The following is a 23,377-nucleotide window of genomic DNA, read 5'->3' on the forward strand; positions in this document are numbered from 1 at the left end:
CTTAGTGAGGCTCTAAAAAAATTATATACCCACCATACCACAGGAGCCGCCCGGAAAAGAAGACTTTCACAAATTATACGCGGTTGTCCGCATGTCGACGCTGTAACTCTTGAACCATTTCTGCATGTCTACTGTCAGTCAGCTTGTACATTTTACCGATGACCAGCATGGCCAAAGCCAGGGCAACAGCCGGATAGAGACAAAGTAATGCCTTGATCCCAAGCAGCGTTCCAGAGGACTGAACCACATTCGGAACATAGCCGATGAGCGCTAGTCCAATACCCGATAGAAAGCCAGACAAGGATTGAGCCAGCTTACGTGAAAAGTTAAATAACGAGTAAGTAATCCCTTCCTTACGCTCCCCGGATGACCATTCGCCATAATCAATGATATCGGACACGAATGCCCAGGTAACCCCGTTAGGAATACTAATACCAATGAACGAAATACTGGCCAGGATTGTGAAAATATATACATTTGAAGGCATGAAAAAGTTAATGGAGTCGGCAATGACACTAACCAGCATCCCCAGTATGGCTGTTTTTCGTTTACCGAAGCGCCGTACCAACTTGGGCAGGAACAACACACCCAGTAGCGACGAACCAATAATAATAAAATTCATATAAGCCATTAATTCTACATGCCCCAAGTTATATTCGGCAAAATAGATCAGCAGTGCGGACTTAATATTGTACGCGGATATGGTGAAAATCGTCATCAAAACGAGTACCAGTAAAGGCTTGTTATTCGTAAAGGTATGGACGATAACGCCTATAGATAGCTTCTCTTTTGGTCCGGACTGGCTAATAATACGTTCTTTCGTTCCTCGGTAACATATGATGAAAGCGATCACACCAATGAGTGACATAATCCCCATCACAACTGGATAGCCAACATGATGGTTAGGAAACAGTAAAATAAGCGGCATGACAACGACACTCGTGACGAATAATGCGCCCAGAGATCCTGCCTGACGGAAAGATGACAATGAAGCACGCTGATGAGTATCCTGCGTAATGGCGGCACCCAGCGAGCCGTATGGAATGTTTACAATAGAGTAGCCGATCCCCCAGATCATATAGGACGCATAGGCGTAAATGAGTTTTCCTGTGGGGGAAATATTCGGCGAAATAAAGGTTAGAACCGTAAGAATTGCAAGGATAACGCTTCCAACAATAAGAAAAGGCCTAAATTTTCCACGTGCACCGATATGTTTGCGATAATCAACAAAGGACCCGACAATGGGATCACAGATGGCGGCAAACAGCTTGCTGACCAAGAAAATGCCTGCGGCGGCTCCTGCAGAAACCCCTGCTACATCTGTAAAAAATTTCAGCAAATACAACTGCCCCAAATCAAACATGAATCCGTTTCCAAAGTCACCCATACCATACGAAATCTTTTCTTTCAGGCTAATATGCTCGCCTGTCTTGTTGTCAGTTTGGACGCTCTCCTGCACGATAGGCACTCCCATACCTACACACTCCTCTATGTTTGTAATTATTTTCACATATCTAGTTCAGGATTTTGCAAAATTCGATTCCAGTCGCTCCGAAGTGCAAGATACAGACGAACTAAACCATTTCGATCTATATCTTGTTCATTGGAAGTCGCTTATGGGATTTTTGCAAAATCCTCAGTTGATAACTATTTTGTTTTCAATTGCTCTTACCGGGAGTTTGAAACAAGCTCCTGGCAAGAGCTATTTTTTATAAAGTTAGTGAGTTCTCACCTTAGGCGGTAGCTTCACTTACTATGAACAACCGTTGGGAAATTAAAATATTGCTCAGCGTTATTGTAGCAAATGTTTTGTACCATTGCTCCGAGCAGTTCCAGATCCTCAGGCGCCTTACCCTCCTGAACCCACGTCCCAATTAAGTCACAGAGTATACGGCGGAAATATTCATGGCGTGTGTAGGAAAGGAAGCTGCGGGAATCCGTCAGCATACCAATAAAGCGGGACAGCACCCCATAGTTAGCCAGCAACTTCATCTGCTCCTGCATGCCTTCGATATGGTCGTTATACCACCATGCCGTGCCAAACTGGATTTTCCCTACAGTTCCACCGGATTGGAAGCAGCCCGCGAGACTTGCCAGTACTGGATAATCAACCGAATTAAGCGAATACAAAATGGTTCTCGGTAATCCACCTGCCAGCTCCTGTGCGTCCAGCAATGCCGCCAATGGACGAGCGATAGAGCCATCATTTACGGCATCGTAGCCTGTATCCGGTCCTAAATGACGGAACATAGCCGTGTTGTTGTTACGCAGCGCGTGAATGTGGTATTGCATAGCCCAGCCATGTTCTGCATACTGTTTGCCAAGGAAAACCAGAACGTATGATTTATATTTCGCCTCCTCTAAAGGAGTCACATGGCCTTCCTCCAGCGCCTTGCTGAATATGGCTGCCGCTTCCTCCAGTGTCGTTTCTTCATAGACTACAGTATCCAGCGCATGATCAGATACCCGGCCTCCGGCAGCATGGAAATGGCGCACCCGGCTCGCCAGCGCATTCAAAAATCCTTCCAGGCCAGAAACATCCAGTCCGCTGACTTCACCCAACCGAGCCACCCAAGGCTGGAAAGTTTCACGATTAATTTCCAAAGCTTTGTCGGGGCGGAAGCTTGGTAGCACTGCCACTGGGAAATCGGTCAGCTTGCTGATTTGTTTGTGGTATTCGAGATGGTCTGTCGGATCATCCGTGGTGCACACTACAGTTACCTTCGAGTTCACAATCAGATCACGTGCGCCAAATCCCTTTCCCTGCAGCTTTTGGTTTACCTTTTCCCAGATCACTGGTGCGTTCTGTTCATTCAGCAGCTCATAGACACCAAAAAAGCGTTGAAGCTCCAAATGCGTCCAATGGTACAGCGGGTTGCCTATTAGTGTAGGTACGGTTTTGGCCCAAGCCAAAAACTTGTCATAATCTTCACCATCCCCCGTAATCAGGCGTTCCTCAACCCCATTAGCCCGCATAAGTCTCCACTTGTAATGATCTCCGTACAACCAGGCTTCCGTAATATTTTTGAACGCTTTATTTTCATAAATTTCTTGTGGACTTAAATGACAATGATAGTCGATAATCGGCATATCCTTGGCGTACTGATGGTACAAGATTTCAGCCGTTGGATTGCTCAACAAAAAGTTTTCGTCTAAAAACGCTTTAGTCATTACTCTCTCATCCCTTCTATAATCGTGTTTCCTAATAAATTGTTAACGTTAACAAAAATGTTCGAACTCTACTTGTTTTTCAACAATAGCATTCTCCATCACATAGCAGACCTCGTGATTACACAAGATAATATAGCTATAATACGATACCTGTACATCATTTCAAGCCGGATTACTTCACCTTAAATTTAATGTTTACGTTAACAACAATTACATTGTAACCGCTATCCTTTGTAGAGGAAAGTGATTTTTATCATGTGAGAGGACAAAAAAACCGACCTTCCACTCTTTGGGGCAGATCTGTTTTGCATTTCGTCTATGTCCTGCACCATCCAACACCAAAAAGGAATTTTTAAAAGACTCATTGTGATAGGTGCCTTTTCCTTCACATCCGCCGAGAACATCTGCCATTGCAATAGCAACCCATTCCAAATCTCCGCACTTTTTATTTTCCCCGAAGAATCAAACTTTGAAAACGTTTTATATATTTTTCTCTTTTTTTCTGAAAATTTCTTTCTTGAAAATACCAGTTATTGTATTATAATTGCAATATACATCCATTGATTTACATTAAAAGTATTTCATTAGTTATTTCACAGAGAAGAAGAAGAGGTGGTAGCATTGAGTACAAAAGTGCAAGCTGTTCAAACTAAAACTATATCCGATACAAAAGGAGCCGACCTTGTTGTCGATTGCTTGATCAAGCAAGGGGTTACCCATATTTTTGGCATTCCAGGTGCCAAGATCGATTCTGTTTTTGATGTTCTTCAAGATCGGGGGCCCGAATTGATCGTATGTCGTCATGAACAAAATGCCGCCTTTATGGCAGCGGCAGTCGGTCGATTAACCGGTAAACCGGGCGTATGCATTGTTACCTCAGGTCCAGGCGCATCTAACTTGGCGACAGGACTTGTCACCGCTAATGCAGAAAGTGATCCTGTCGTCGCCATTGCGGGTGCAGTCCCAAGATCCGAACGCTTGAAACGCACGCACCAATCTATGGATAACGCCGGACTATTCGAACCCATCACCAAATACAGTGTAGAAGTAGAACATCCTGATAATGTACCGGAAGCAATTGCTAATGCATTTCGAATTGCGACCTCAGCCCAGCCTGGAGCCACATTCGTCAGCCTGCCGCAGGACGTGTTGACTTCGTCATCTGAAGTAACAGTCATTGAGAAGGTTTCTCTTCCCCAACTCGGAACCGCACCCGCCGGACTCATCAAACAAGTCGCAGAGCAAATCAAAAAAGCCAAGCTGCCCGTACTTCTTCTCGGCATGAAAGCCAGCACGCCTGAAGCCACCGCAGCTATCCGTGCTCTCATCCGAGATACAGATCTGCCTGTTGTCGAAACCTTCCAGGCCGCTGGAGCCATCTCCCGTGAACTAGAAGACCACTATTTTGGAAGAGTGGGTCTGTTCCACAATCAACCGGGTGATATGCTTCTTGGAGCCGCAGATTTGGTACTGACGATTGGCTATGATCCTATCGAATACGATCCAAAAAACTGGAACATTCCGGCAAACCGAACACTCATTCATCTGGATGACCATCAAGCCGATATTGATCATGATTATCAACCGGACTACGAGCTAATCGGAAATATAGCCCTGATTGTGGGTAGCCTTGCAGAAGAATTACCTACCTTAAAGCTACCTAAATCCTCCTGCGACCAATTGAATCGTCTGCGCCATGATCTAAACGAGCAAGCGGCTGTTCCCGCACACAAGCATGATTTTCTGATTCATCCATTGCAATTTATTCGTACACTGCGCAGCCTGATTGATGATAACGTCACAGTCACCTGTGATGTCGGTTCACACTATATTTGGATGGCACGATATTTCCGTTCGTATGAACCGCGGCGCCTTCTATTCAGCAACGGAATGCAGACGCTAGGCGTAGCGCTGCCTTGGGGGATTGCTGCCACGCTCGTCAATCCCGGTCACAAAGTCGTTTCTATTTCTGGAGACGGAGGATTTCTTTTTTCATCCATGGAGCTCGAAACCGCCGTACGTCTTAACTCACCGTTGGTGCATATCGTATGGAGAGATGGTTCCTATGACATGGTCGCTTTTCAACAACAGATTAAATACGGAAGAACGTCTGGTGTAAAATTTGGAGATGTTGATGTAGTGAAATATGCTGAAAGCTTCGGCGCCACTGGATTACGCGTGCACTCTCCTGAAGAACTAGAAAGTGTATTGCAGCAGGCACTTCATACCGATGGTCCTGTGGTCGTCGATATTCCGATTGATTATCAGGATAACATCCAGTTGGGACGTAAACTGCTGCCTAACCAATTAAACTAACCTTAACCATGCCTCAGTCGTGACGGCTTTATGACAATTATGGAGTATAACGTTTTTTTAATGATTTTTTTGAGTTATTCATGTTATTTACTGAAATTTTACGTTTATTATTGAAAAAGAAAGAAAATAAATGCATACAATTATAAAAGGAAGTGTATTGCCATGACCGTTGCGCAATTGGAAACCAAGCAAGAAGCTGATCATGATATTTACCAAACATCCACTATGCTTGCTCTATTAGATGGTCTTTATGACGGAGTTGTTGCCTTTGAGGAGTTGCAAAAGCACGGGGATTTCGGAATTGGTACCTTTGATCAACTGAATGGCGAGATGATCGCGTTCGATGGTGAATTTTATCACTTGCTTCCAGACGGTACGGCCCATCGCGTAAAACCGGAAGAAACTACACCTTTTTCCACTGTCACCTTTTTCCAGGAAGATTTCACATATACTATTGACCGCCCTATGCATCGTGAAGAGCTGGAAGCTCTGCTGTTAACGTTGTTTCCAAGCCGTAATCTGTTCTATGCCTTCCGTATGGATGGCACTTTTCATGAAGTAAAGACACGGACCGTGCCTCACCAAGTTAAACCATACAAACCTTTTATCGAAGCGACCAAATCACAGCCTACCTTCACTTTTAATGAGGCTTCCGGCGTGATTACAGGTTTTTGGACACCTGCCTATGCTCAAGGTATTGGGGTAGCCGGATTTCATCTGCATTTTATTAACGATGAACGCACCGGAGGCGGGCATGTCTTTGATTTTATCGTCGAAAAGTGTACCATCCGCATTTGTCAAAAATCCAATCTGCACCTGGTCCTGCCCGATACGCCGGATTACTTGAAGGCCAACCTGTCCAGAGAAAACCTGGAGAAAGAAATTGCCGTTACTGAAGGTGCGCAGTAATCACAGTTATTTAACTCATCAAGTTACGGACCCTATAGCTAAACAATAAACAGTAAAAGATCACAGTCAGGGAAGAGAATTACTGCTCTCTGACTGTGATCTTTTTATGTACGAGCATATATATACGTTACTGCTTATGCTCTCACTCCGGTTCACCTATGCCTCGATCTGATCCAGTTTATCTGCATAATATTGAATAGCACGTGAGTACTCCTGTGTAGATAAATCCGAGGTCGTCTCAGCCACCTCCATTAGCAGCTCCTGCATGGCTTTCCCGTATTCCCCCAGATTGTATAACACCATCGCGTAAAATACCCGAAACGGTCTGTAATCCGGAAATTCGTTCATTCCTATGTCCAACCACGCTTTCGCCTTGGCGTAATCTCCCAATACACGATATGTACTGCTTAATCCCAGGATGGCTCCTTTCCTTGATTCTGCGGATAACGCCATACCTAGGCTTTTTTCATAATAGGCAACCGCTTCCCTCTCTAAGCCCAATGAATCATGTGTCCAAGCTGTCTGATACCACAATTCTGCATCATTTTGCTGCTGTTCTAATGCCTTTAAAAGAAGCTTACGTGCTTTCTCTGCTTGCCCTGTTCGTCTAAGCTCGTCAGCTTGCGCCATGATATCGTTCATATTCATCCTCCACTTCTGACTCATGCCTATCTTTGAGGTATATGTTACCCGACATTTGAATGCAATGTAAATGGAGTTTTTCCTAAGATTTGAAATCCAAAAAAACGACCCTCCCTTTAGGAGAGCCGCTATATTTCCGAATTGAAGTTACGGTTTATTTAACCTTCAATGATCCTACAGTTAGTATTCCCGCTACACGCTGCGCGTCGAAAATACTAGAAAGCTCCTCCACTGCCGTCAAGTACAGTAGACCGTTGCCCTCCAGCTTAGGAGAATTGCCCAGTGGAATCGTGCGTTTGATGAGTTGTGCGTATAATTCTGGTTCGGTGAGATCACGCTCAAAGCTCGCATTCGCCAGCTGCTTAATCAACGCCAATGCACCTGCTACGTGTGGAGTAGCCATCGAAGTTCCGCTAAAGGTCGCATATTTGCCGCCCGGAACGGTGGACAAAATATCTTCTCCCGGTGCAACCAAATCCACCTCATTATTAGAATTACTAAATTCTGAGGTGTGCCTGTCAAAATTGATAGCACCTACGCTAATCACTTCATTATAACAGCCGGGGTAGCCAAGCTCGTCCGTTCTGTCGTCACCATCTCCCTCATTTCCAGCTGCACAGATGACTAAGATTTGGCTAGCTACAGCCTTTTTTACTGCTTCATGAAGCTCTGGCACATCCTCAGGACCGCCAAGTGACATCGATATGATATCTGCCTTTTGCTCAATCGCATAATAGATGCCTTGAATAATCCAGTCATATTGACCGGAGCCCTGCTTGTTTAGCACTTTGATGATGAGTAGGTCTGCCTCTGGAGCAACACCCACGACACCATCCGCATTTTCTGCTGCCGCAATGGTTCCTGCCACATGCGTACCATGACCGTTGTAATCCTTGAAAATTTCCGGATCACCTTGATCATCATCCGTGAAATTCCGGCCGCCAATAATGCGCGCCTTCAAATCAGGATGGTCCGAATCACAGCCCGTGTCCAGCACCGCCACCTTCACGCCTCGGCCTCGAGTCTGGTTCCATACCGCAGGAGCCTGAATCAGCTCTACACCTCGCGGTATTTCATTCACTTGTTGCTCCTGCTTGATCACTTGGTAAGGAATGATATGCACTTTACGTTCCATCTTATTCCCTCCTTCATGGATTCAATCGGAAACCATCCGTCTTTGAAACTTTGAAAACCTCTACTACCTTCGAGGTTACTATATTCTAGCAATTTTTGAAAAGTTTGAACATCCCCATTTTGCTTATTTTTGTAAAAAAAACAGACATCCTCCAATTCGCTTGAAGAATGTCTGTTGTAGAATCTCTTTCAGCCTTAGGCTGATTCCGCCTGAAGTTCAGCCTTAGATAACAGCGATTTGTGCTGCCATTTCCGCCCCTTCCAGCGTAAATAGTGGAAAATGCCTCGTACCCACTCATCGCAGGCATGTGCAATCCACACTCCCAGCACACCATATCCCATATGAATGCCCAGCACATATGCTAGCGGGATTTTAATCCCCCACATTGAAATAATGGCCATCATCAACGGGAACTGAACATCTCCCGCCGCTCGCAAGGAGTTAATGACAACATGATTAAACACTCGGCCCGGCTCCAGCAATATACAGAAGAGCAAAATTGCTGCCCCTAATTGAATGATCGCCGGCTCATCTGTAAAGATCGCCATCACTTCATATCGGAAAAAGGATACTACCACGATCACAGCAATCGTAATGACCAAAGACCATTTCAGGCTCCGTAAAAGTTGATGATAGGCCTTTTCCTTGTCTCCTGCTCCAATCAGGCGGGCAACAATAATTTCTGTCCCCTCACCTACAGCCATTCCAAATACCATAAAAAAGTACACAATTGTATTCGTATAAAAATGGGTTGCGATCGCCGTTGTACCCATAAAGCTGACAAACCGGGTCACCATCATTTGGCTAAGCTGATAAGACAACCATTCCAGCCCGGCAGGAATACCAATCTTCAGGATGGCTACCAGCTTACTCCATTGAAGCTGTACATAATACCGGATGCGAATCGGCGCACTTACACGCTTGTACAGCAGTAGAAAAATCCAGACACACGCTACAGCACGGCTAATAACTGTTGAAATCGCTGCTCCCGCCACTCCCATCTGCGGCAGACCAAACCAGCCATAAATGAGCAATGCATTTCCTACAATATGTAAAATATTCATACCAATGCCCACGATCATCGTATCTTTAGTAAAACCATGCGAGCGAATAACCGGACCTGCGGTTAGCATGAGCGCTTCCAGAAACAGCGAACCCCCTGCCAGCATCATATAGATTTCTGCATTTTCCTTAATCGTCGGGGTAATATGGTAAAAGGATAGTAAAAAATCCCGGCTCACAATAAACATCAAACTCAGCGCCAGACCAAACACCAGATTAAAGGTTAGTGCCGAAGCCGTAACACGGCTTGCATCCACATGCTTTTGCGCCCCCAATAGCTGAGCAATGATCACACCTACACCAAGACCAAGCAGATTGAAAAGTATAATCGTGAATTCAATCAACTGTCTTGATACACCTACAGCCGATACAACCTCATCAGAAACATGGCTTAGCATGAACGTATCCACGCTACCCATCAAAATGTGAAACAACATCTCTATAAAGATCGGCCAAGTGATTGCGAAAACCGTCATCGTTTTAACGGCTTGTGCTTGCTTGGAACCGTTTTCCTGCGACAGTGACATCCTTCCGTATTCCTCCTAAATGCGACCCAATTATTACTTAATACCTACACGTCAATATCGATAACACTTACTCAATCATAAAAAGTCATATGCTTTTTATCGTTTCTATAATAGTCCAAGCGGTCCTGCAATTGTCCTGTGTGGAATTCAAACTTATGTCCGTCTGGATCTGTAAAATAGACCGACCTTTTGTCCTGTTCATTCCGCTCTCTTCCGGGCAAAATGGTGACATTAAAAGTTCTCAGCTTGTTAAGCATGCTCTCAAAATCCGCTTCCGCTACCGAAAATGCAATATGCGTATAGGATTGATGAATTTCATTTCTTGGGATATCCTCCTCCACATTGAGGGCCAGCCACATTCCCAAGCAGTCCAGGTAAGCCAACTTACGTCCTTTAACGAGCAGTTTTCCATCTAGTATATTCTGATAGAAATGTATAGACTTCTCCAAATCAGACACCGAAAAGCAAATATGATTCCATCCTTCCTTGTATGCTCATATTCCCTGTTCCTTTCAGCGAACCCTGTTCAGCCAATAAGGCCACGCTTCTGTATATGTATTTAGGTCTTTAGGATGATGGCGAATGCAGGTAGCTATACGAAAGTATAATCCCAGTAACACTTCCCTGTTCAGCTCGTATTCCCCTGCCATCTCCGGCCCAAGCTTCTCTAAAGCAGGCAAAATAGTATCGACGGTCAGCCTATCCGTTGAAGAACAAAAGGCGTATATTAGATCATACAGAGGTTCTCCCACCACTGGATCAGGGTCAATAATACCTGTCAATGTGCCGTTTTCGGTAAACACAAAATTATGTACTCCACAGTCACCATGAAGCAAATATTTAATATTCCGTTGTGGCAATCCAGCCACAAGGGTATAAACGAACCGATGATCCTCTGGGGGTAAAACGTCTTGTATGATCTTTTCAGATTCCTTCGTTCTGTGCAGTAGAAAATCTCTCCATTCCACAAACGGATGATCCGAATAACCATAATGACGTTCCTCTCCAATAGGCTTGTAGTGCGAGATCACCTCCGTCGCCAGACGAAGCAACAAATCGCTTTTGTTTTGTCCATGATACTGTGTGAGCCCTGACCTAAACGTGTACACCAAATAACGGTGCAACGGATCTACATAAACCAAACGCGATAGTTTCTCAACCTGTACATAGGTATGTAAGAATTCTGTCTCGGCTTCTACGACAGCGGGATCATTTTGCTTAATCACGTATCGCGGCTTAGTTCCGTCCATGACAACAACCACTTTGCTCGAAGTTCCGCCGGTCAGCGGTTTGAGATTTCGCATATGGCTTTCAAGCACGCCCATTTCGTGAAGCTCATTCAGGATCAGTTGAACATCCATCTTACGCCCTCCCTTCATGCGTCTGATCGACAATGCGGCTGGCGATTTGGATATTTCATTAAGATCCAACACGTTCGCCAGCCGCTCTTCTTTTAAAAATAAATCTTTTCATGCTCCGCATAGATTTCAAGCGCCCGCTCCATCTTATGCACATAGGTCTCATCCTGACTAGAACATAGAAATGTAATATGTCCCTCCTGCGATGGACCGGATTTTGGCGAAGGCTCCAGCAAATTACGCTCAGACAACACCTGTTTCAACCGTCTGACTGTTCCCTGGCTCCCGTCAATTAACTGAATATGAGAAGGCAGTAGTTCCCTGAGAATTTCCTTATAAAAAGGATAATGAGTACATCCCAATACCACCGTACCATATATGTCGAGATTGAACGAAGACAGCTCACGGTTAAAATATTCGGACATTTCTGCCCGGTCAAAATTCAACTGTTCGCAATACTGTACTAACTCCGGCAGAGGTAGTGAGTCCACGCTCCCATGATCGTCAACTCTGGATACCAGCGCTGCATAACAGGATTGTTTCAACGTCAATGGTGTGGCTAACACCAGAACTCTTTTACCATTGGCACGGTTCATCTCGACCGCTGGCTTCACAGCTGGCTCCATCCCAATAATCGGAATAGGATATTCCTTCCTTAGCTCCGCAACCGCGATACTTGTAGCCGTATTGCAGGCAATTACCAATGCCTTAACATCTTCTTTTAGAATCGTTTGTACTGAAGCCTTGACATAACCAAGCACCTCTTGGGGAGTTTTCGTCCCGTAAGGCACATGAAGGGTATCCGCCATGTATACAAAATTTTCGTTTGGCAAACGTCTTAGTGCCTCGGACAATACTGTAATTCCACCCAATCCTGAATCAAAAAAACCTATCTTCAAGCTACTCACCTTTTTTCGTTCAACTATTGTGCTATATCTTGCTGGCACCATGTTCATTTTCTTCTTCGCCTACTCAAACCATTCTCTTCATTAAACTTTACATTTAAATTTTACCGCAAAACTGATATTTTGCAAAAGAAACACGTAAAATTTTCAGTGTAAAAAATAAAGTAGCTTTTCAAAGTAAATTTAATATAAAAGTGTTGACAGATATTATCTTTATATTGTAATATTACTTGGTAACTTACTAACTTAACTTACTTATTCAACTTACTTAGGGGGAAATAAATCATGTCTAAAGTATTATTTGTCAAAGCTAATGATCGTACAGCTGAAGAATCTGCAACAGTTAAATTGTATAACGCCTTCGTAGAAAGCTACAAGTCTTCCCACCCAACTGATGAAATCACTGAGCTGGACCTGTTCTCCGTCGAGCTTCCTTATTTGAACGCTAACATGATCAACGGCACGTTCAAATCCGCTAGAGGCATGGAGCTGAACGCAGAAGAAGCTCGCCTGGCAAACATTGCTAATGGCTACCTGGATCAATTCCTGGCAGCAGACAAAGTCGTATTTGCTTTCCCGCTCTGGAACATGACGATTCCAGCTGTACTGCATACGTACATTGACTATCTGAACCAAGCTGGTAAAACATTCAAATACACTGCTGAAGGTCCTGTTGGTCTCGTAACTGAAACTAAAGTAGCCCTGCTGAATGCAAGAGGCGGCGTTTATTCCGAAGGACCAGCTGCTGCAGCTGAAATGTCTTTGAACTTCATGAACAACATCTTATCCTTCTTCGGAGTGAAAGACATCGTGAAAGTTGTTCTGGAAGGACATAATCAATCTCCAGATCAAGCACAAGAAATCGTTGCTTCTGCTGTACAACGTGCAGTAGACACAGCAAAATCGTTCTAATCATATATTATGAAGAGAAGAGGATATCCGCGCCCTATATGGGCTGGATATCCTCTTTTTTTGTTATAAAGTATAAAAAAACACGTGCTCCCCTGATCTATAATCAAGTGAAAGCACGTGTTTGTGAAATGAGATTACTTCTATTTTAAGGAATGAATTGCTGCACGATTTTTATAACTTTACCCTCACGAAGCGTAATATGGTATGGAAATTGACTGAGGTCCAGAACGTCCTTTTTAGCAAAATCTTTCTCAAACTGTGCCAGAGGAATCGATTCGTTCCATTGCACGTCTGTATCTTCTATGTTACCCGTGTGATCATAAATCTGCACCTCTACTGAAGCATCTGGTGCAACCTGATACACGTCATTTTGCACGGAATTGTTTACGATGTAGTAGCCATCCGGAGCTCCATCCAATCCTGTATTTCCTTCATGCTCCACAAATGCTTTGTCAGCTGCCGCGCCTTCATACCATTCAATCGGGTCTGCCGACAAATAAATTTGTCCGTCACGAATCTCCATTTGGTTTATATATACGGTCTCCTGATTTTCAGCAGCTGCTACAGGCGTGTAGCCTTGCGCTGTTGCCCCTGCCGTCGTAATCAGCATCATCATTAAAGCCAATACGGTCCATTTCGAAGCTAGTTTCATCATGTCTGATCTCTCCTTGCCGTTTGGGTATGTACACGGTGTCTGTAAGCTTCATTACCCTTGTGTACTTATCATAAACGTTGCACGGTTAAAAAGTGTATCAGATACATAAAAAAGAAGTTACGATTTTTTAAGACTTGGTCTTAAAACTTGATAACATGTCCTATTTGTCTTTGCTATCTTAATAATCCGACCTGACGTGCCTGTTCTTCGGTGAGAATAAACTCTTCATTTTGCCATACTTCGTCCTCTTTGGTCACAGCAAACATCCCCATGATCTCTGTCCATATTCCTTTGTCGACGGCTTCCTTTTGCGTAATGATAATTTTCATTTCGTTTCCTCCTTTATATACTCTTATCGGTCTGTGAGGCCCACTTCGCGATCAGATGGTTTCTCCGATCGCTGTTGGAGCTTGATTTTTTGAATATATTTTAATGGTTAAAATCAAGTTCCAAAGGCGAACGCTATCGCTTCTCCGAAATCCATCTGCCCGCTTCGTTACTCAGTTTATCCTTGCCATTGCTCATTTTTCATGAGTTTGCCTCTAAAAAAGCCAACGACCTAAACTAATACTTAGGCCAAATATAATACTTTTATTTTAAGCCTCTAACCCTTATATGGAACTCACAATGCTTGTCCTAGATTTGCATTATCGGATTGAGAGATTCTTGTCCCGCTTATAACATATGTACCCTTTTCCTGCCGAGATTATTCGTATCTTATTTGTAACCATAAAATTTTATATTATTTTTGTAGGTAGTGACTTCTTTTGAAATGACTAAGCCCTAAAATAAAAACGGCTGTAGGTTATCCTACGAGCCGTTTTCACTAAAAAATTTTCTATGCTTGGTTAATCTATCAGTACCATCAACATATACGTATTCATTTATTGTTTCTGCATAAAAAAATGGTCGCCAAAAGCACTAAAGCAGCGGAGAGGACGGAATTGTTCTGAAGAAGCGGAGCGTTCGCCTTTGTCCCCGGATTTCTACCCTTGAACATACAATCGAGAAATCCGGGGGCAACAGCGACCGGAAGAATGATCCGTTCTCGTAGCGGTCACAAGCCGCATACCGTTACTTAGTTACCCCTAATGTTTTCCTAATTTTTACACGGAAAAGTAAAAAGGCTGTACGCATACTGGCTTGGACACGGTTACTTGTTGCCCAGTGTAGGTCAAGCGTCCACTTGCCTTGTCCACTTTGAACGTAACAATGTTGTTGGTGTCGCGGTTGGCCACGAGCATATGGTCACCATTTGGAGTCAAAGCAAAATGGCGTGGATGCTCTCCTTCGGCAGATACATGCTCGACCAAGCTCAACTTGCCAGTTGCTCCGTCTACAGCGTATACCACAATGCTGTCATGCCCGCGGTTGGAACCGTACAGATAAGCTCCATCCCCCGAAATCGCAATTTCAGCAGTTGTGTTTTCACCTGTAAAATCAGACGGCAATGTCGGTACGCTCTCAAGCTCAGTGAGCTTGCCAGCCTCTGCATCGTATGCAAAAGAAGTAATGGAAGAATCCACTTCGTTAATGACAAAAGCAAATTTACCATTCGGGTGGAACGTCAAATGACGTGGACCTGCACCTGCATGGGTTTTCGTTTCACCATGAAGCACCAGTTGTCCTTTGCTGTCATCAATGGTGTAAACGCGGATCAGATCCAGGCCGAGATCTTGTACGAACAGGAAGCGGCCATCCGGACTAAAGAAACTGGAATGTGGATGTGGACGATCCTGACGTTCAGGATGCGCTCCTTTGCCCTCATGCTGTTTAACATCCAGCAACTCACCGATACGTCCGTCCTCAGTCAGAGACACCAGTCCCACCATACCTCCGTGGTAGCTGACTACAATAAGGTAACGATCAGATGGATCACGCTGAATGTGGCAAGTTGTTGCACCCACGTTTTCCGCACGATTCAGCAATGTAAATGTTCCTTTAACTGGGTCAATTTCGAAAGCAGAGGCTTCGCCTACTTTCGCTCCTGCAGCAGAAGTCGTCTCTCCAATGGAATACAGCTTCCGATTTTTGACGTCCACATTCAGGAATGTAGGATTTTTCAAGCCGGAGAACTCATCCTGTAGTGTAAGTGCTCCTGTCTGTTCATTAAAAGTGTACGAATAAACTCCGTTACCTTCCAATTCGGCGTAAGAGCCTGCGAATACGAGCAATTTTTGTTGTGCTGTCATGGTTGTGTCCTCCTTGGATTAAAAAAATGATGGGCAATTGGAATGATTGCTCCTGTTACAAATATCGCTTTAAGAGGCGCGCTCCACCACGGGCTCTGTGGACAACGCCACATTTCCCGCTACGGCACGCGAGATCATGCATGAGGTTTCTGCCTGCTCTGCCAGTCGCAATGCTTGTTCGATCTGCGATTCTGTCGCATCGGCGGCCAATTGAACCTGCGGACGATGCACAATTCGGCGATATGTAAAAATATTGTTCGTTACATCGACAATCCCTTCGGATTCCAGCGCCAGTGATGCCACCGGGAGACTCGCGCGCTCCATCATAGCCGCCAACGTAATCAAATAGCAGGTAGCGGCGGCACCGAGCAGCATTTCATCTGGATTGGTGCCCACACCAGGGCCTCCCATCTCAGCCGGGATCGAAATTGCAGTCCGCAACTGTCCAGCCTCAATACGGCCGTCGCTGTTGCGCCCCCCGTTCCAGTCTGCCTTGAGCAGAAAGGTATGCTCCATTTCAGGTCACTCCTCTCTCTTATATTATGAATCTTTACACAGGTGAATGTAAAGGTTAGTCAATCTCCTGGTTTTTGGTTTCCGTACCCAGCAACCATACAGCCACTGCTCCGATCAAGATAGCTACGAAGAAAATCACAAAGATAGATGGTAACGCTACGCCTTGTCCTACGAGTATACCGACCGCAAAAGGCCCGATAACGCCTCCAATACGGCCAAACGCAGCCGCCATACCCACACCGGTAGAACGGACCGCTGTCGGGTACAATTCCGGAGTATAAGCGTACATGGCTCCCCAAGCACCGAGATTAAAAAAGGACAAGCAGATACCAGCAGCTAGCAGCATTCCCGCCGTTTCCGAGGTGCCGAACCAAATGGCGGACACTGCTGTGAGCAGCAAGTAGATGATCAGTACGAATTTGCGCCCCAGCTTTTCAATTAGATAGGCGGCGGTAAAGTAACCTGGTAGTTGCGCAAGCGTCATGATCAGTACATATTCAAAGCTTTTAACCAGTTCGAAACCTTTCATAAACATAATGCTCGGTAGCCACAGGAACATGCCGTAGTATGAAAATACAACTGTGAACCATAAAATCCACAGCATCAGCGTAGACTTGCGATTGGGTCCCGACCAAATCGAAGCCAATCGTGCACGCAGCGGAAGTTTAACGCTTTGCTGCTTGTAACGCGGTGAATCCTCAATAGCTCTGCGCAGATAAAGAGCGTACAGCGCAGGTACTGCGCCGAGAATAAATGCCATTTGCCAACCATACTTTGGAATAACAAAATAAGCAATAAGAGCCGAAAGGATCCAGCCTGCCGCCCAGAAGCTTTCCAGCAGCACAACCGCTCTTCCTCGTTCTTTCACAGGCACTGATTCTGACACCAGCGTCGAAGCAACAGGCAATTCCCCGCCCAAGCCTGCACCAGCAATAAAACGCAGCACCAGCAGCATTCCGAGACCTGTCGCAAAAGCGGATAAGCCGCTGGCAATAGAAAAGATCAACAATGTCCACACTAATATGGCGCGTCTGCCGTAACGATCCGCCAAAATCCCCGCCAAAGCGGCTCCGAACACCATTCCTATCGAATTCATTGCAGTCAGCAGTCCAATTTGCTCAGATCCCAGATGCCACTCCTTTGCCAACGCTGCGACTATAAATGAAAGCAGCCCCACATCCATAGCATCAAACAACCAGCTGAGCCCTGCGCTAAACAGTAATTTTCTTTTTTTGGCTGGTGGTAATGAAGTTAATTCACTCATGATTCGCTCTCCCTTAAAAATATATCGTATGTAGACGTATATTCAGGTGTCTTGTCACCTGTAGCCTAGCATCTATTGTACCGTAAGCTTCCTTAATCTGCGAGCTTTTTAACACAGAAAAAAACGGAAGATTGCCTACGGCAATTCTCCCGCCTTCTGGAACCTGCCACTTACCGGTTTTGGACCAGACCGATGATCGTCACCATGAGCACTAGCAGCTGGATGAGTGTATCGTTACTCATTCCAATCGCCTCCATCCCATATGAGATACTCCTTCGGCCGTTTCCCCTCTCCCCGGATCATGACGCTTGTTCCCCAATACATACCTATGCAGGTGGCGGGAAGCTTATGATCAATAATGGATGAAAATCTCCATACGTTTAAGGTTTAATCCAGGACCACTGCAAATCCATTTCCTGAATACATTCACGGTTATCATGTTCATCATTGGCCACCAGTGGGGTCACTGGATAGATGCTCATGTCGCCTTGCTCATACGTGCGCAGTAGAGGCAACAGCTCATCTATGTTCTGGACAGACGGGTCCAGCCATGAATCTATATGATCAGCTTCCAAAATAGCTGGCATACGGGTATCGAATTCACGTATATCCGTATTGGCATGAACTGTCATCATCGTACAGGTGCGTAAAGGCTCCTTACGACTATCCTGCCATACTTCATATAGCCCCGCGACCGCAAACATCTTCTGTTCCGGCAGTACCACCCGTACAGCACACATGCGTTTACCCAATTTGCGCCAATAATAAAATCCATTGCATGGAATGATACAACGTCGGGTTTCCGCCATCTTGCGATAACTCGGATTTACCCGAACTGTATTCAAGTCTGCATTGACACAATCCTTGCCCCAGTAGGGAATAAATCCCCAGCGAAATTCATCAAGTACCCGTTCTCCATCCTGATGCAGCACAATTGGAACATGCTGAGTGGGACTCATATTATAGCGTGTTTTGTAATAATACATCACCCGTTGTATACCAAAATGATCCCTAACCTCATTCAAATCAGCCGATAACGAAAACCTTTTGCACATATGCTATTCACCCTTCCGCCTTTTTCACCTATTGTGCGGATATACAAGGAAAAATATGCATATGCAGGTTTTGCAAACATCCAATAAACGACAAAACATATAGCAATATCCCCGCAGTTGTGAAGCTACGGGGATAGATACTAGCTTATATCGTTATTACTTCTTTTCTACCGCGTGACCGCCAAATTCATTGCGCAGCGCAGCAACCACTTTCCCGTTGAACGTGTCCGCATCAAGAGAACGGTAGCGCATCAGCAGGGACAAAGCAATGACTGGAGTTGCAGCCTGAATGTCCAGCGCTTCCTCAACCGTCCATTTTCCTTCACCAGAAGAGTGCATAACCCCACGGATTTCGTCCAGGTTTGCATCTTTGGAGAATGCCCGTTCAGTCAAGCCCATCAACCAAGAGCGAATAACAGAACCGTTGTTCCACACACGCGCTACTTGTTCATAATCAAAGTCAAAGCTGCTTTTTTCAAGCACTTCAAATCCTTCACCGATGGAAGCCATCATGCCGTATTCCACACCGTTATGAACCATTTTCAGAAAATGTCCGCTTCCGGATTTACCTGCATACAGATATCCATTTTCCACTGCTGTGTCGCGGAAAATAGGCTCAACAACCGCCCAAGCTTCCGGATCGCCACCGATCATGTAACAAGCGCCATTGCGTGCGCCTTCCATCCCGCCTGAGGTCCCAGCATCCATGAAGCTGATACCATATTCTTGAAGACGGGCATGGCGAGCAATAGACTCTTTGTAATGAGAATTACCACCTTCAATAATGATGTCCCCTTTGGACAACATCGGTTGAAGCTGATCCAGCACAGAATCCACAATTTGGTGAGGAACCATAATCCACAATACTCTAGGGGATTGAGTTGCCTGTACAAGCTCTTCCAATGTGGAAGCACCTGTAGCTCCATAATCCTTCATTTCTTGGATGGCGGCTGCATTGACGTCGTAAGCCACAAGTTCATGCTTATGATCGATCAAATTTTTCCCGAGATTTAAGCCCATTTTTCCCAAACCAATTAATCCTACTTGCATTGTAAAGGCCTCCTGCCGTAGCAAACATATTTTGTATATACTTTCTTATTGATGTTAAGAACGAACGACTGCTTTTTCAGTGCTTTCGGACTTTTCGTCCAGCCACCATGTAAAGCCTTGCTCTTCCAACAATTGATCTGAAGCTTCTGGACCGTAAGAGCCTGCTGCATACGTATGAAGTGGAACCTCACCACGAGCAAAAGCTTCCAGTACAGGTTGAACCCACACCCATGAAAGCTCAACTTCGTTCCAATGAGCAAAAAAGGTGGAATCGCCGCGCAGCGCATCAAAGATGAGGCGCTCATAGGCTTCTGGTACATCCTTGGCCTCGGAATGATAATTCATCAGAACCGTTTCCAGTTGACCAGCGTTTAACGGGTCTCTGCTATTCAGACGCAGCGTTACCTTTTCATCCGGGTTAACATGGATGATCAGCAAGTTCGGGTCAGTCGGTTGCCCTTGAGCGGCATAAGGATCTGTGCTGTCCTTTTTGAATTCCACAACGATACGAGTAGATTTTTCTTTCATGCGTTTGCCAGTACGAATATAGAAAGGTACACCCGACCATTGTTCGTTGTCAATCCATAGGCGAGCTGAAATGAAAGTATCATTTTGTGAATCAGGACCGATGTCCGGCTCTTCATTATAGGAAGGAACTGCTTTTCCGTTGATCTCACCGTTGGTATATTGGCCTCTAACCACGTTGGAAGCAATATCGGAAGGATCAAGTGCACGAAGCGCGTCCATCACCTTGCTTTTTTCATCACGCACCTGGTCAGCCGTGACATGTCCCGGCTTGTTCATAGCCGTCATCATCAACACCTGTAGCATGTGATTTTGTACCATATCACGAATAGCGCCAGAATGATCATAGTATCCTGCTCGCTCCTCCACCCCTACAGTCTCGGATGCGGTAATTTGCACATTGGCGATGTATTGATTGTTCCATATCCCTTGAAGCAATGGATTAGCAAATTTTAAGGCTTCCAGGTTTTGTACCATGGGCTTACCTAAGTAATGGTCAATACGATAAATCTCATCCTCAGCAAATGTTCTGCTCAGGCGATCATTCAGCTCACGTGCGGATTCCAGATCATGTCCAAATGGTTTTTCGATAATGAGCCGTTTCCAACCCTTTGTTTCAGCTAAACCACTCTCCCGAATATTGAGGGCAATCACATCAAAAAATTCCGGTGCCACCGATAAGTAAAACATGCGGTTCCCCGGAATTCCCAAGTCATTTTCACGTTGCTCAGCAAGCTGCAGCAGCTTTTTATAATCTTCCGGGTGGTTGACGTTCAATGCGCTGTAACGGAAAGCACTTAAGAACTGATCCATCTGTGCACGGTCTTCATTCACGTGTCTGGAAAAATCCTTAATGGATTGCTCTACATTACTTTGAAATTGCTCGTCCGCCACTTCACGACGCCCCATCCCAATTACAGAAAAGGAAGCCGGAATTTTACCTTCTACAAACAAATTATACAAGGCAGGGTAAATTTTGCGTTTCGCCAAATCCCCTGTCGCTCCAAATAAGACAAATGTCATTGAATCCATGAAATATTCCTTCTTCCCATTATAAAGATGAGGTTATTAAAAGTTACCTGAGGAATTAACGTAACCCATAATACACCCAAAATAAGGGGCAAGTCAATCAAATTTTAGCGAAATCGTGAACATTCGATATATCCTGTAATGATAACGTTTTCTGTGGTATGATTGACGAAAGGAAAGAGAAAAAACTGTTAAATATGTCACAGTTGATACAAAGCGTTATAGTTACTATTGGTATACAGAGTTACTTTTAGTATACTGTTTAAAACAACAATGAAATTGAGGGGATTCAGATGAGCGACGACAGGCAGCCTAAGCTTTTGTGCGGTAAGGTGGAACAGTCCTTTCAGATCATCAGCAAAAAATGGACCGCTCTCATCATTCATACTTTGATGGAACATCCCAAACGATTTAGTGAAATTCACGTCTCCATACCTGATCTTAGTAAACGCATGCTGAACGAACGCATCAAGGAACTAGAGCTTTCCGGCCTGATCCTTCGCAATGTCATCACAGAGCGGCCTGTGCGTACCGAGTATTCGCTGACACGCAAGGGTAAAGAGCTAGGTGATGCATTAAATGGTGTGGAGAGCTGGGCCGAGAGATGGCTTTAACCGCTAACAGGAGGTCGTCACACAGGGTCTCCTGTTATTGTGTTACCCCATGTGGATCATAATACAAACTATAGTACGAAAATAATGGAACAACCGCGCAACAGCTCATGATTTCAGAATGAGCCAAGGAAGGATGAGAACGATGGCATTTGGCATTACCCGGCAGGAGCTTATGGCCTGGAAAAGAGAGGTCAGTCGTGGTGAAATTGCTTTCCTGACACATTACTGGCTGGATGATCGCTTTCCAGGCATTACAACCGTCACCAAGGTGGGATGTTCTGATTTGGACAAGCTGCGCTTATGGTGCAACCATAACGGATTGAACCCCCAATATATTCATCAGCGTCAGCCCTATCCGCATTTTGATCTTATCGGCAACAAACAGACGGAAATTTTACGTAAGTACGGCATGAGCGATCAATTAAAACGCTTCGAACTTCAACTCCCAACGAGTACACACCCATCGTTCTAAACCGCAGCTCTCAGAGCTGCGGTTCTTTTGTTTTCATACCAGTTAATACCTTGTGTATCCAAATCGCTGACATAGCTCCTTCTCCCATCGCCACAGTCGCTTGCTCGGCATGAGCTCCTAAGTCCCCGGCTACCCATACATTTTCCACATTTGTCATTTTGCTGCGAGGATGAGTCTCAATATGCTTATTATGCAGCAGATGTACACCCAGTTGCTCCGCCAGCTCTGAATGAACGTGATTGCTGCCAAAGGCTAAAAAGCCCCGCTCTGCTCGAACCACATGTCCATCAGCCAGCCGCACTCCTTCAAAACAGCCCCATTCTCCGGTTATAATCTCTGAAATGGCTGCTTCCTTATAGCCAATCCCTTTTTCCCGCAGCTTTACGATCAGCTCGTCCGGCACCTCTGAACGCTCATGATTGACATAAACAAGTTGATCGGTGCGCGCTGATAAAGTCAGAGCCATGGAAGCTCCTGCTTTGCCTGCCCCCATAACGACCGTGCTGCGATCCTGAACCTCATAACCGTCACAATCCGGGCATACATATACACTGTTGCCCAAGCAGGCTTGTAACCCATCCAGCTTTGGAAAACGGTCCGTTAGCCCTGTCGCCAACAGCAGCGTTTTTGACGAATAGACGGATCCTGCCTCCACTTGAATGTCAAAAAGCTCATCTCTTTTGGTGGCTTTTACCGCCTTCCCTTCAACAAATTCAGTACCTAGTTTCGTGGCTTCACTACGTCCAAGCCGTCGCAGCTCTTCACCAGAAATTCCGTCAGGAAAGCCCAAAATATTATGATACTGGTGGCACAGCGTAGATCGACCATAGCCCGAATCTATCACTAGAACTCGATGACTGCTGTATCTCCCCAATTGAATCGCTGCTTGCAATCCGGCAATTCCCCCACCAACAATAATGCAATCATAGTTCATCACTTTTCCTCCTTTGAATGCGCGTTATCCTAGACATCTGCATAAAACCGCAATAACACCAATGTAAACTTCTCATCCAATTTTAAACATAATATCACCCACTAACGGATGAATTAACCCCTGTGTCCGTACAT

22 protein-coding genes are annotated in these 23,377 nt (G+C 45.1%); 5 read left to right on the plus strand and 17 right to left on the minus strand.

The features are described 5' to 3' along the window. Positions 1-73: 73 nt before the first annotated feature. Positions 74-1,474 carry an MFS transporter gene (locus NSS66_RS00660; RefSeq protein ID WP_023988322.1) on the minus strand — a complete coding sequence of 467 codons (1,401 nt, stop codon included), beginning with the start codon at positions 1,472-1,474 and terminating at the stop codon, positions 74-76. 272 nt (positions 1,475-1,746) lie between these two features. Beyond that, positions 1,747-3,171, minus strand: a complete 1,425-nt coding sequence (gene uxaC / locus NSS66_RS00665) for a glucuronate isomerase (protein WP_028542398.1) — start codon at positions 3,169-3,171, stop codon at positions 1,747-1,749. A gap of 612 nt (positions 3,172-3,783) precedes the next feature. Between uxaC and alsS the strand changes: the two genes are divergently transcribed. Then, positions 3,784-5,487: an acetolactate synthase AlsS gene (gene alsS / locus NSS66_RS00670; RefSeq protein ID WP_172828313.1), complete on the plus strand. Its 1,704-nt coding sequence runs from the start codon at positions 3,784-3,786 to the stop codon at positions 5,485-5,487. A gap of 162 nt (positions 5,488-5,649) precedes the next feature. After that, positions 5,650-6,396, plus strand: a complete 747-nt coding sequence (gene budA, locus NSS66_RS00675; RefSeq protein ID WP_025722973.1) for an acetolactate decarboxylase — start codon at positions 5,650-5,652, stop codon at positions 6,394-6,396. A gap of 156 nt (positions 6,397-6,552) precedes the next feature. Here budA and NSS66_RS00680 read toward each other — a convergent pair whose 3' ends face one another. The 6 genes from NSS66_RS00680 to murI all read right to left on the minus strand — a co-directional run bounded on the left by NSS66_RS00680 (position 6,553) and on the right by murI (position 12,070). Next, positions 6,553-7,038 (minus strand): tetratricopeptide repeat protein, encoded by a 486-nt coding sequence (locus tag NSS66_RS00680; protein WP_340958239.1) that lies wholly within the window; start codon positions 7,036-7,038, stop codon positions 6,553-6,555. A 154-nt stretch (positions 7,039-7,192) separates the two neighbouring features. Further along, entirely contained in the window at positions 7,193-8,173 is a 981-nt protein-coding gene (locus NSS66_RS00685; RefSeq protein ID WP_340958240.1) for a S8 family peptidase, read from the minus strand. A 194-nt stretch (positions 8,174-8,367) separates the two neighbouring features. Then, positions 8,368-9,762 carry an MATE family efflux transporter gene (locus tag NSS66_RS00690; RefSeq protein WP_023988315.1) on the minus strand — a complete coding sequence of 465 codons (1,395 nt, stop codon included), beginning with the start codon at positions 9,760-9,762 and terminating at the stop codon, positions 8,368-8,370. 71 nt (positions 9,763-9,833) lie between these two features. After that, positions 9,834-10,232 (minus strand): metallothiol transferase FosB, encoded by a 399-nt coding sequence (gene fosB / locus NSS66_RS00695; RefSeq protein ID WP_340958588.1) that lies wholly within the window; start codon positions 10,230-10,232, stop codon positions 9,834-9,836. Between the two features lie 42 nt (positions 10,233-10,274). After that, positions 10,275-11,123: a phosphotransferase gene (locus NSS66_RS00700; protein WP_340958242.1), complete on the minus strand. Its 849-nt coding sequence runs from the start codon at positions 11,121-11,123 to the stop codon at positions 10,275-10,277. Between the two features lie 92 nt (positions 11,124-11,215). Then, positions 11,216-12,070 carry a glutamate racemase gene (gene murI, locus NSS66_RS00705; RefSeq protein WP_048481500.1) on the minus strand — a complete coding sequence of 285 codons (855 nt, stop codon included), beginning with the start codon at positions 12,068-12,070 and terminating at the stop codon, positions 11,216-11,218. A 240-nt stretch (positions 12,071-12,310) separates the two neighbouring features. On the opposite strand from murI, the gene NSS66_RS00710 reads away from it, so the two are divergent. Beyond that, a complete protein-coding gene (locus tag NSS66_RS00710) occupies positions 12,311-12,937 on the plus strand; it encodes an FMN-dependent NADH-azoreductase (RefSeq protein WP_025723667.1) in 627 nt (208 codons plus the stop codon). Between the two features lie 145 nt (positions 12,938-13,082). On the opposite strand, the gene NSS66_RS00715 is transcribed toward NSS66_RS00710, so the two are convergent. From NSS66_RS00715 to zwf, 8 genes are all read right to left on the minus strand, one after another. Beyond that, positions 13,083-13,592, minus strand: a complete 510-nt coding sequence (locus NSS66_RS00715) for a hypothetical protein (protein WP_023988310.1) — start codon at positions 13,590-13,592, stop codon at positions 13,083-13,085. A gap of 173 nt (positions 13,593-13,765) precedes the next feature. Continuing rightward, the gene (locus NSS66_RS00720; RefSeq protein WP_023988309.1) at positions 13,766-13,921 is read right to left on the minus strand and encodes a hypothetical protein; all 156 of its coding nucleotides are present in this window, start codon (positions 13,919-13,921) and stop codon (positions 13,766-13,768) included. Positions 13,922-14,698: 777 nt separating this feature from the next. Beyond that, positions 14,699-15,784: a lactonase family protein gene (locus NSS66_RS00725; RefSeq protein WP_025723669.1), complete on the minus strand. Its 1,086-nt coding sequence runs from the start codon at positions 15,782-15,784 to the stop codon at positions 14,699-14,701. Positions 15,785-15,853: 69 nt separating this feature from the next. Continuing rightward, on the minus strand, positions 15,854-16,300 hold the full coding sequence (locus NSS66_RS00730) for an OsmC family protein (RefSeq protein ID WP_013310026.1): 447 nt from the start codon (positions 16,298-16,300) through the stop codon (positions 15,854-15,856). A gap of 55 nt (positions 16,301-16,355) precedes the next feature. Then, complete coding sequence (locus tag NSS66_RS00735) at positions 16,356-17,564, minus strand: MFS transporter (protein ID WP_069080484.1); 1,209 nt, start codon at positions 17,562-17,564, stop codon at positions 16,356-16,358. Positions 17,565-17,944: 380 nt separating this feature from the next. Further along, positions 17,945-18,619 carry an SOS response-associated peptidase gene (locus NSS66_RS00740; RefSeq protein WP_071558831.1) on the minus strand — a complete coding sequence of 225 codons (675 nt, stop codon included), beginning with the start codon at positions 18,617-18,619 and terminating at the stop codon, positions 17,945-17,947. 156 nt (positions 18,620-18,775) lie between these two features. After that, positions 18,776-19,669 (minus strand): phosphogluconate dehydrogenase (NAD(+)-dependent, decarboxylating), encoded by an 894-nt coding sequence (gene gnd / locus NSS66_RS00745; protein ID WP_053325295.1) that lies wholly within the window; start codon positions 19,667-19,669, stop codon positions 18,776-18,778. Positions 19,670-19,723: 54 nt separating this feature from the next. Then, positions 19,724-21,226, minus strand: a complete 1,503-nt coding sequence (gene zwf, locus NSS66_RS00750; protein WP_023988303.1) for a glucose-6-phosphate dehydrogenase — start codon at positions 21,224-21,226, stop codon at positions 19,724-19,726. Positions 21,227-21,516: 290 nt separating this feature from the next. Here zwf and NSS66_RS00755 point away from each other — a divergent pair, with 290 nt between their 5' ends. Together NSS66_RS00755 and NSS66_RS00760 are read left to right on the plus strand one after the other, a co-directional pair. Then, complete coding sequence (locus NSS66_RS00755; protein WP_007430161.1) at positions 21,517-21,837, plus strand: winged helix-turn-helix transcriptional regulator; 321 nt, start codon at positions 21,517-21,519, stop codon at positions 21,835-21,837. Between the two features lie 142 nt (positions 21,838-21,979). Then, positions 21,980-22,309, plus strand: coding sequence for a hypothetical protein (locus tag NSS66_RS00760; RefSeq protein WP_023988302.1), 330 nt, complete (start codon positions 21,980-21,982; stop codon positions 22,307-22,309). Between the two features lie 10 nt (positions 22,310-22,319). Here NSS66_RS00760 and NSS66_RS00765 read toward each other — a convergent pair whose 3' ends face one another. Then, positions 22,320-23,243 carry an NAD(P)/FAD-dependent oxidoreductase gene (locus tag NSS66_RS00765; protein WP_340958246.1) on the minus strand — a complete coding sequence of 308 codons (924 nt, stop codon included), beginning with the start codon at positions 23,241-23,243 and terminating at the stop codon, positions 22,320-22,322. Positions 23,244-23,377 lie beyond the last annotated feature (134 nt).

Origin of the sequence: Paenibacillus sp. FSL R10-2748 (assembly GCF_038005565.1) — a bacterium.
GTDB lineage: Bacteria > Bacillota > Bacilli > Paenibacillales > Paenibacillaceae > Paenibacillus > Paenibacillus polymyxa_B.

Coding starts and splice junctions, on each gene's coding strand:
- NSS66_RS00660 (WP_023988322.1), bottom strand. CDS start 1,474: ATGGGAGTGCCTATCGTGCAGGAGAGCGTCCAAACTGACAACAAGACA.
- uxaC (WP_028542398.1), bottom strand. CDS start 3,171: ATGACTAAAGCGTTTTTAGACGAAAACTTTTTGTTGAGCAATCCAACG.
- budA (WP_025722973.1), top strand. CDS start 5,650: ATGACCGTTGCGCAATTGGAAACCAAGCAAGAAGCTGATCATGATATT.
- NSS66_RS00680 (WP_340958239.1), bottom strand. CDS start 7,038: ATGAACGATATCATGGCGCAAGCTGACGAGCTTAGACGAACAGGGCAA.
- NSS66_RS00685 (WP_340958240.1), bottom strand. CDS start 8,173: ATGGAACGTAAAGTGCATATCATTCCTTACCAAGTGATCAAGCAGGAG.
- NSS66_RS00690 (WP_023988315.1), bottom strand. CDS start 9,762: ATGTCACTGTCGCAGGAAAACGGTTCCAAGCAAGCACAAGCCGTTAAA.
- NSS66_RS00700 (WP_340958242.1), bottom strand. CDS start 11,123: ATGGATGTTCAACTGATCCTGAATGAGCTTCACGAAATGGGCGTGCTT.
- murI (WP_048481500.1), bottom strand. CDS start 12,070: ATGGTGCCAGCAAGATATAGCACAATAGTTGAACGAAAAAAGGTGAGT.
- NSS66_RS00710 (WP_025723667.1), top strand. CDS start 12,311: ATGTCTAAAGTATTATTTGTCAAAGCTAATGATCGTACAGCTGAAGAA.
- NSS66_RS00715 (WP_023988310.1), bottom strand. CDS start 13,592: ATGATGAAACTAGCTTCGAAATGGACCGTATTGGCTTTAATGATGATG.
- NSS66_RS00720 (WP_023988309.1), bottom strand. CDS start 13,921: ATGAAAATTATCATTACGCAAAAGGAAGCCGTCGACAAAGGAATATGG.
- NSS66_RS00725 (WP_025723669.1), bottom strand. CDS start 15,784: ATGACAGCACAACAAAAATTGCTCGTATTCGCAGGCTCTTACGCCGAA.
- NSS66_RS00730 (WP_013310026.1), bottom strand. CDS start 16,300: ATGGAGCATACCTTTCTGCTCAAGGCAGACTGGAACGGGGGGCGCAAC.
- NSS66_RS00735 (WP_069080484.1), bottom strand. CDS start 17,564: ATGAGTGAATTAACTTCATTACCACCAGCCAAAAAAAGAAAATTACTG.
- NSS66_RS00740 (WP_071558831.1), bottom strand. CDS start 18,619: ATGTGCAAAAGGTTTTCGTTATCGGCTGATTTGAATGAGGTTAGGGAT.
- gnd (WP_053325295.1), bottom strand. CDS start 19,669: ATGCAAGTAGGATTAATTGGTTTGGGAAAAATGGGCTTAAATCTCGGG.
- zwf (WP_023988303.1), bottom strand. CDS start 21,226: ATGGATTCAATGACATTTGTCTTATTTGGAGCGACAGGGGATTTGGCG.
- NSS66_RS00755 (WP_007430161.1), top strand. CDS start 21,517: ATGAGCGACGACAGGCAGCCTAAGCTTTTGTGCGGTAAGGTGGAACAG.
- NSS66_RS00760 (WP_023988302.1), top strand. CDS start 21,980: ATGGCATTTGGCATTACCCGGCAGGAGCTTATGGCCTGGAAAAGAGAG.
- NSS66_RS00765 (WP_340958246.1), bottom strand. CDS start 23,243: ATGAACTATGATTGCATTATTGTTGGTGGGGGAATTGCCGGATTGCAA.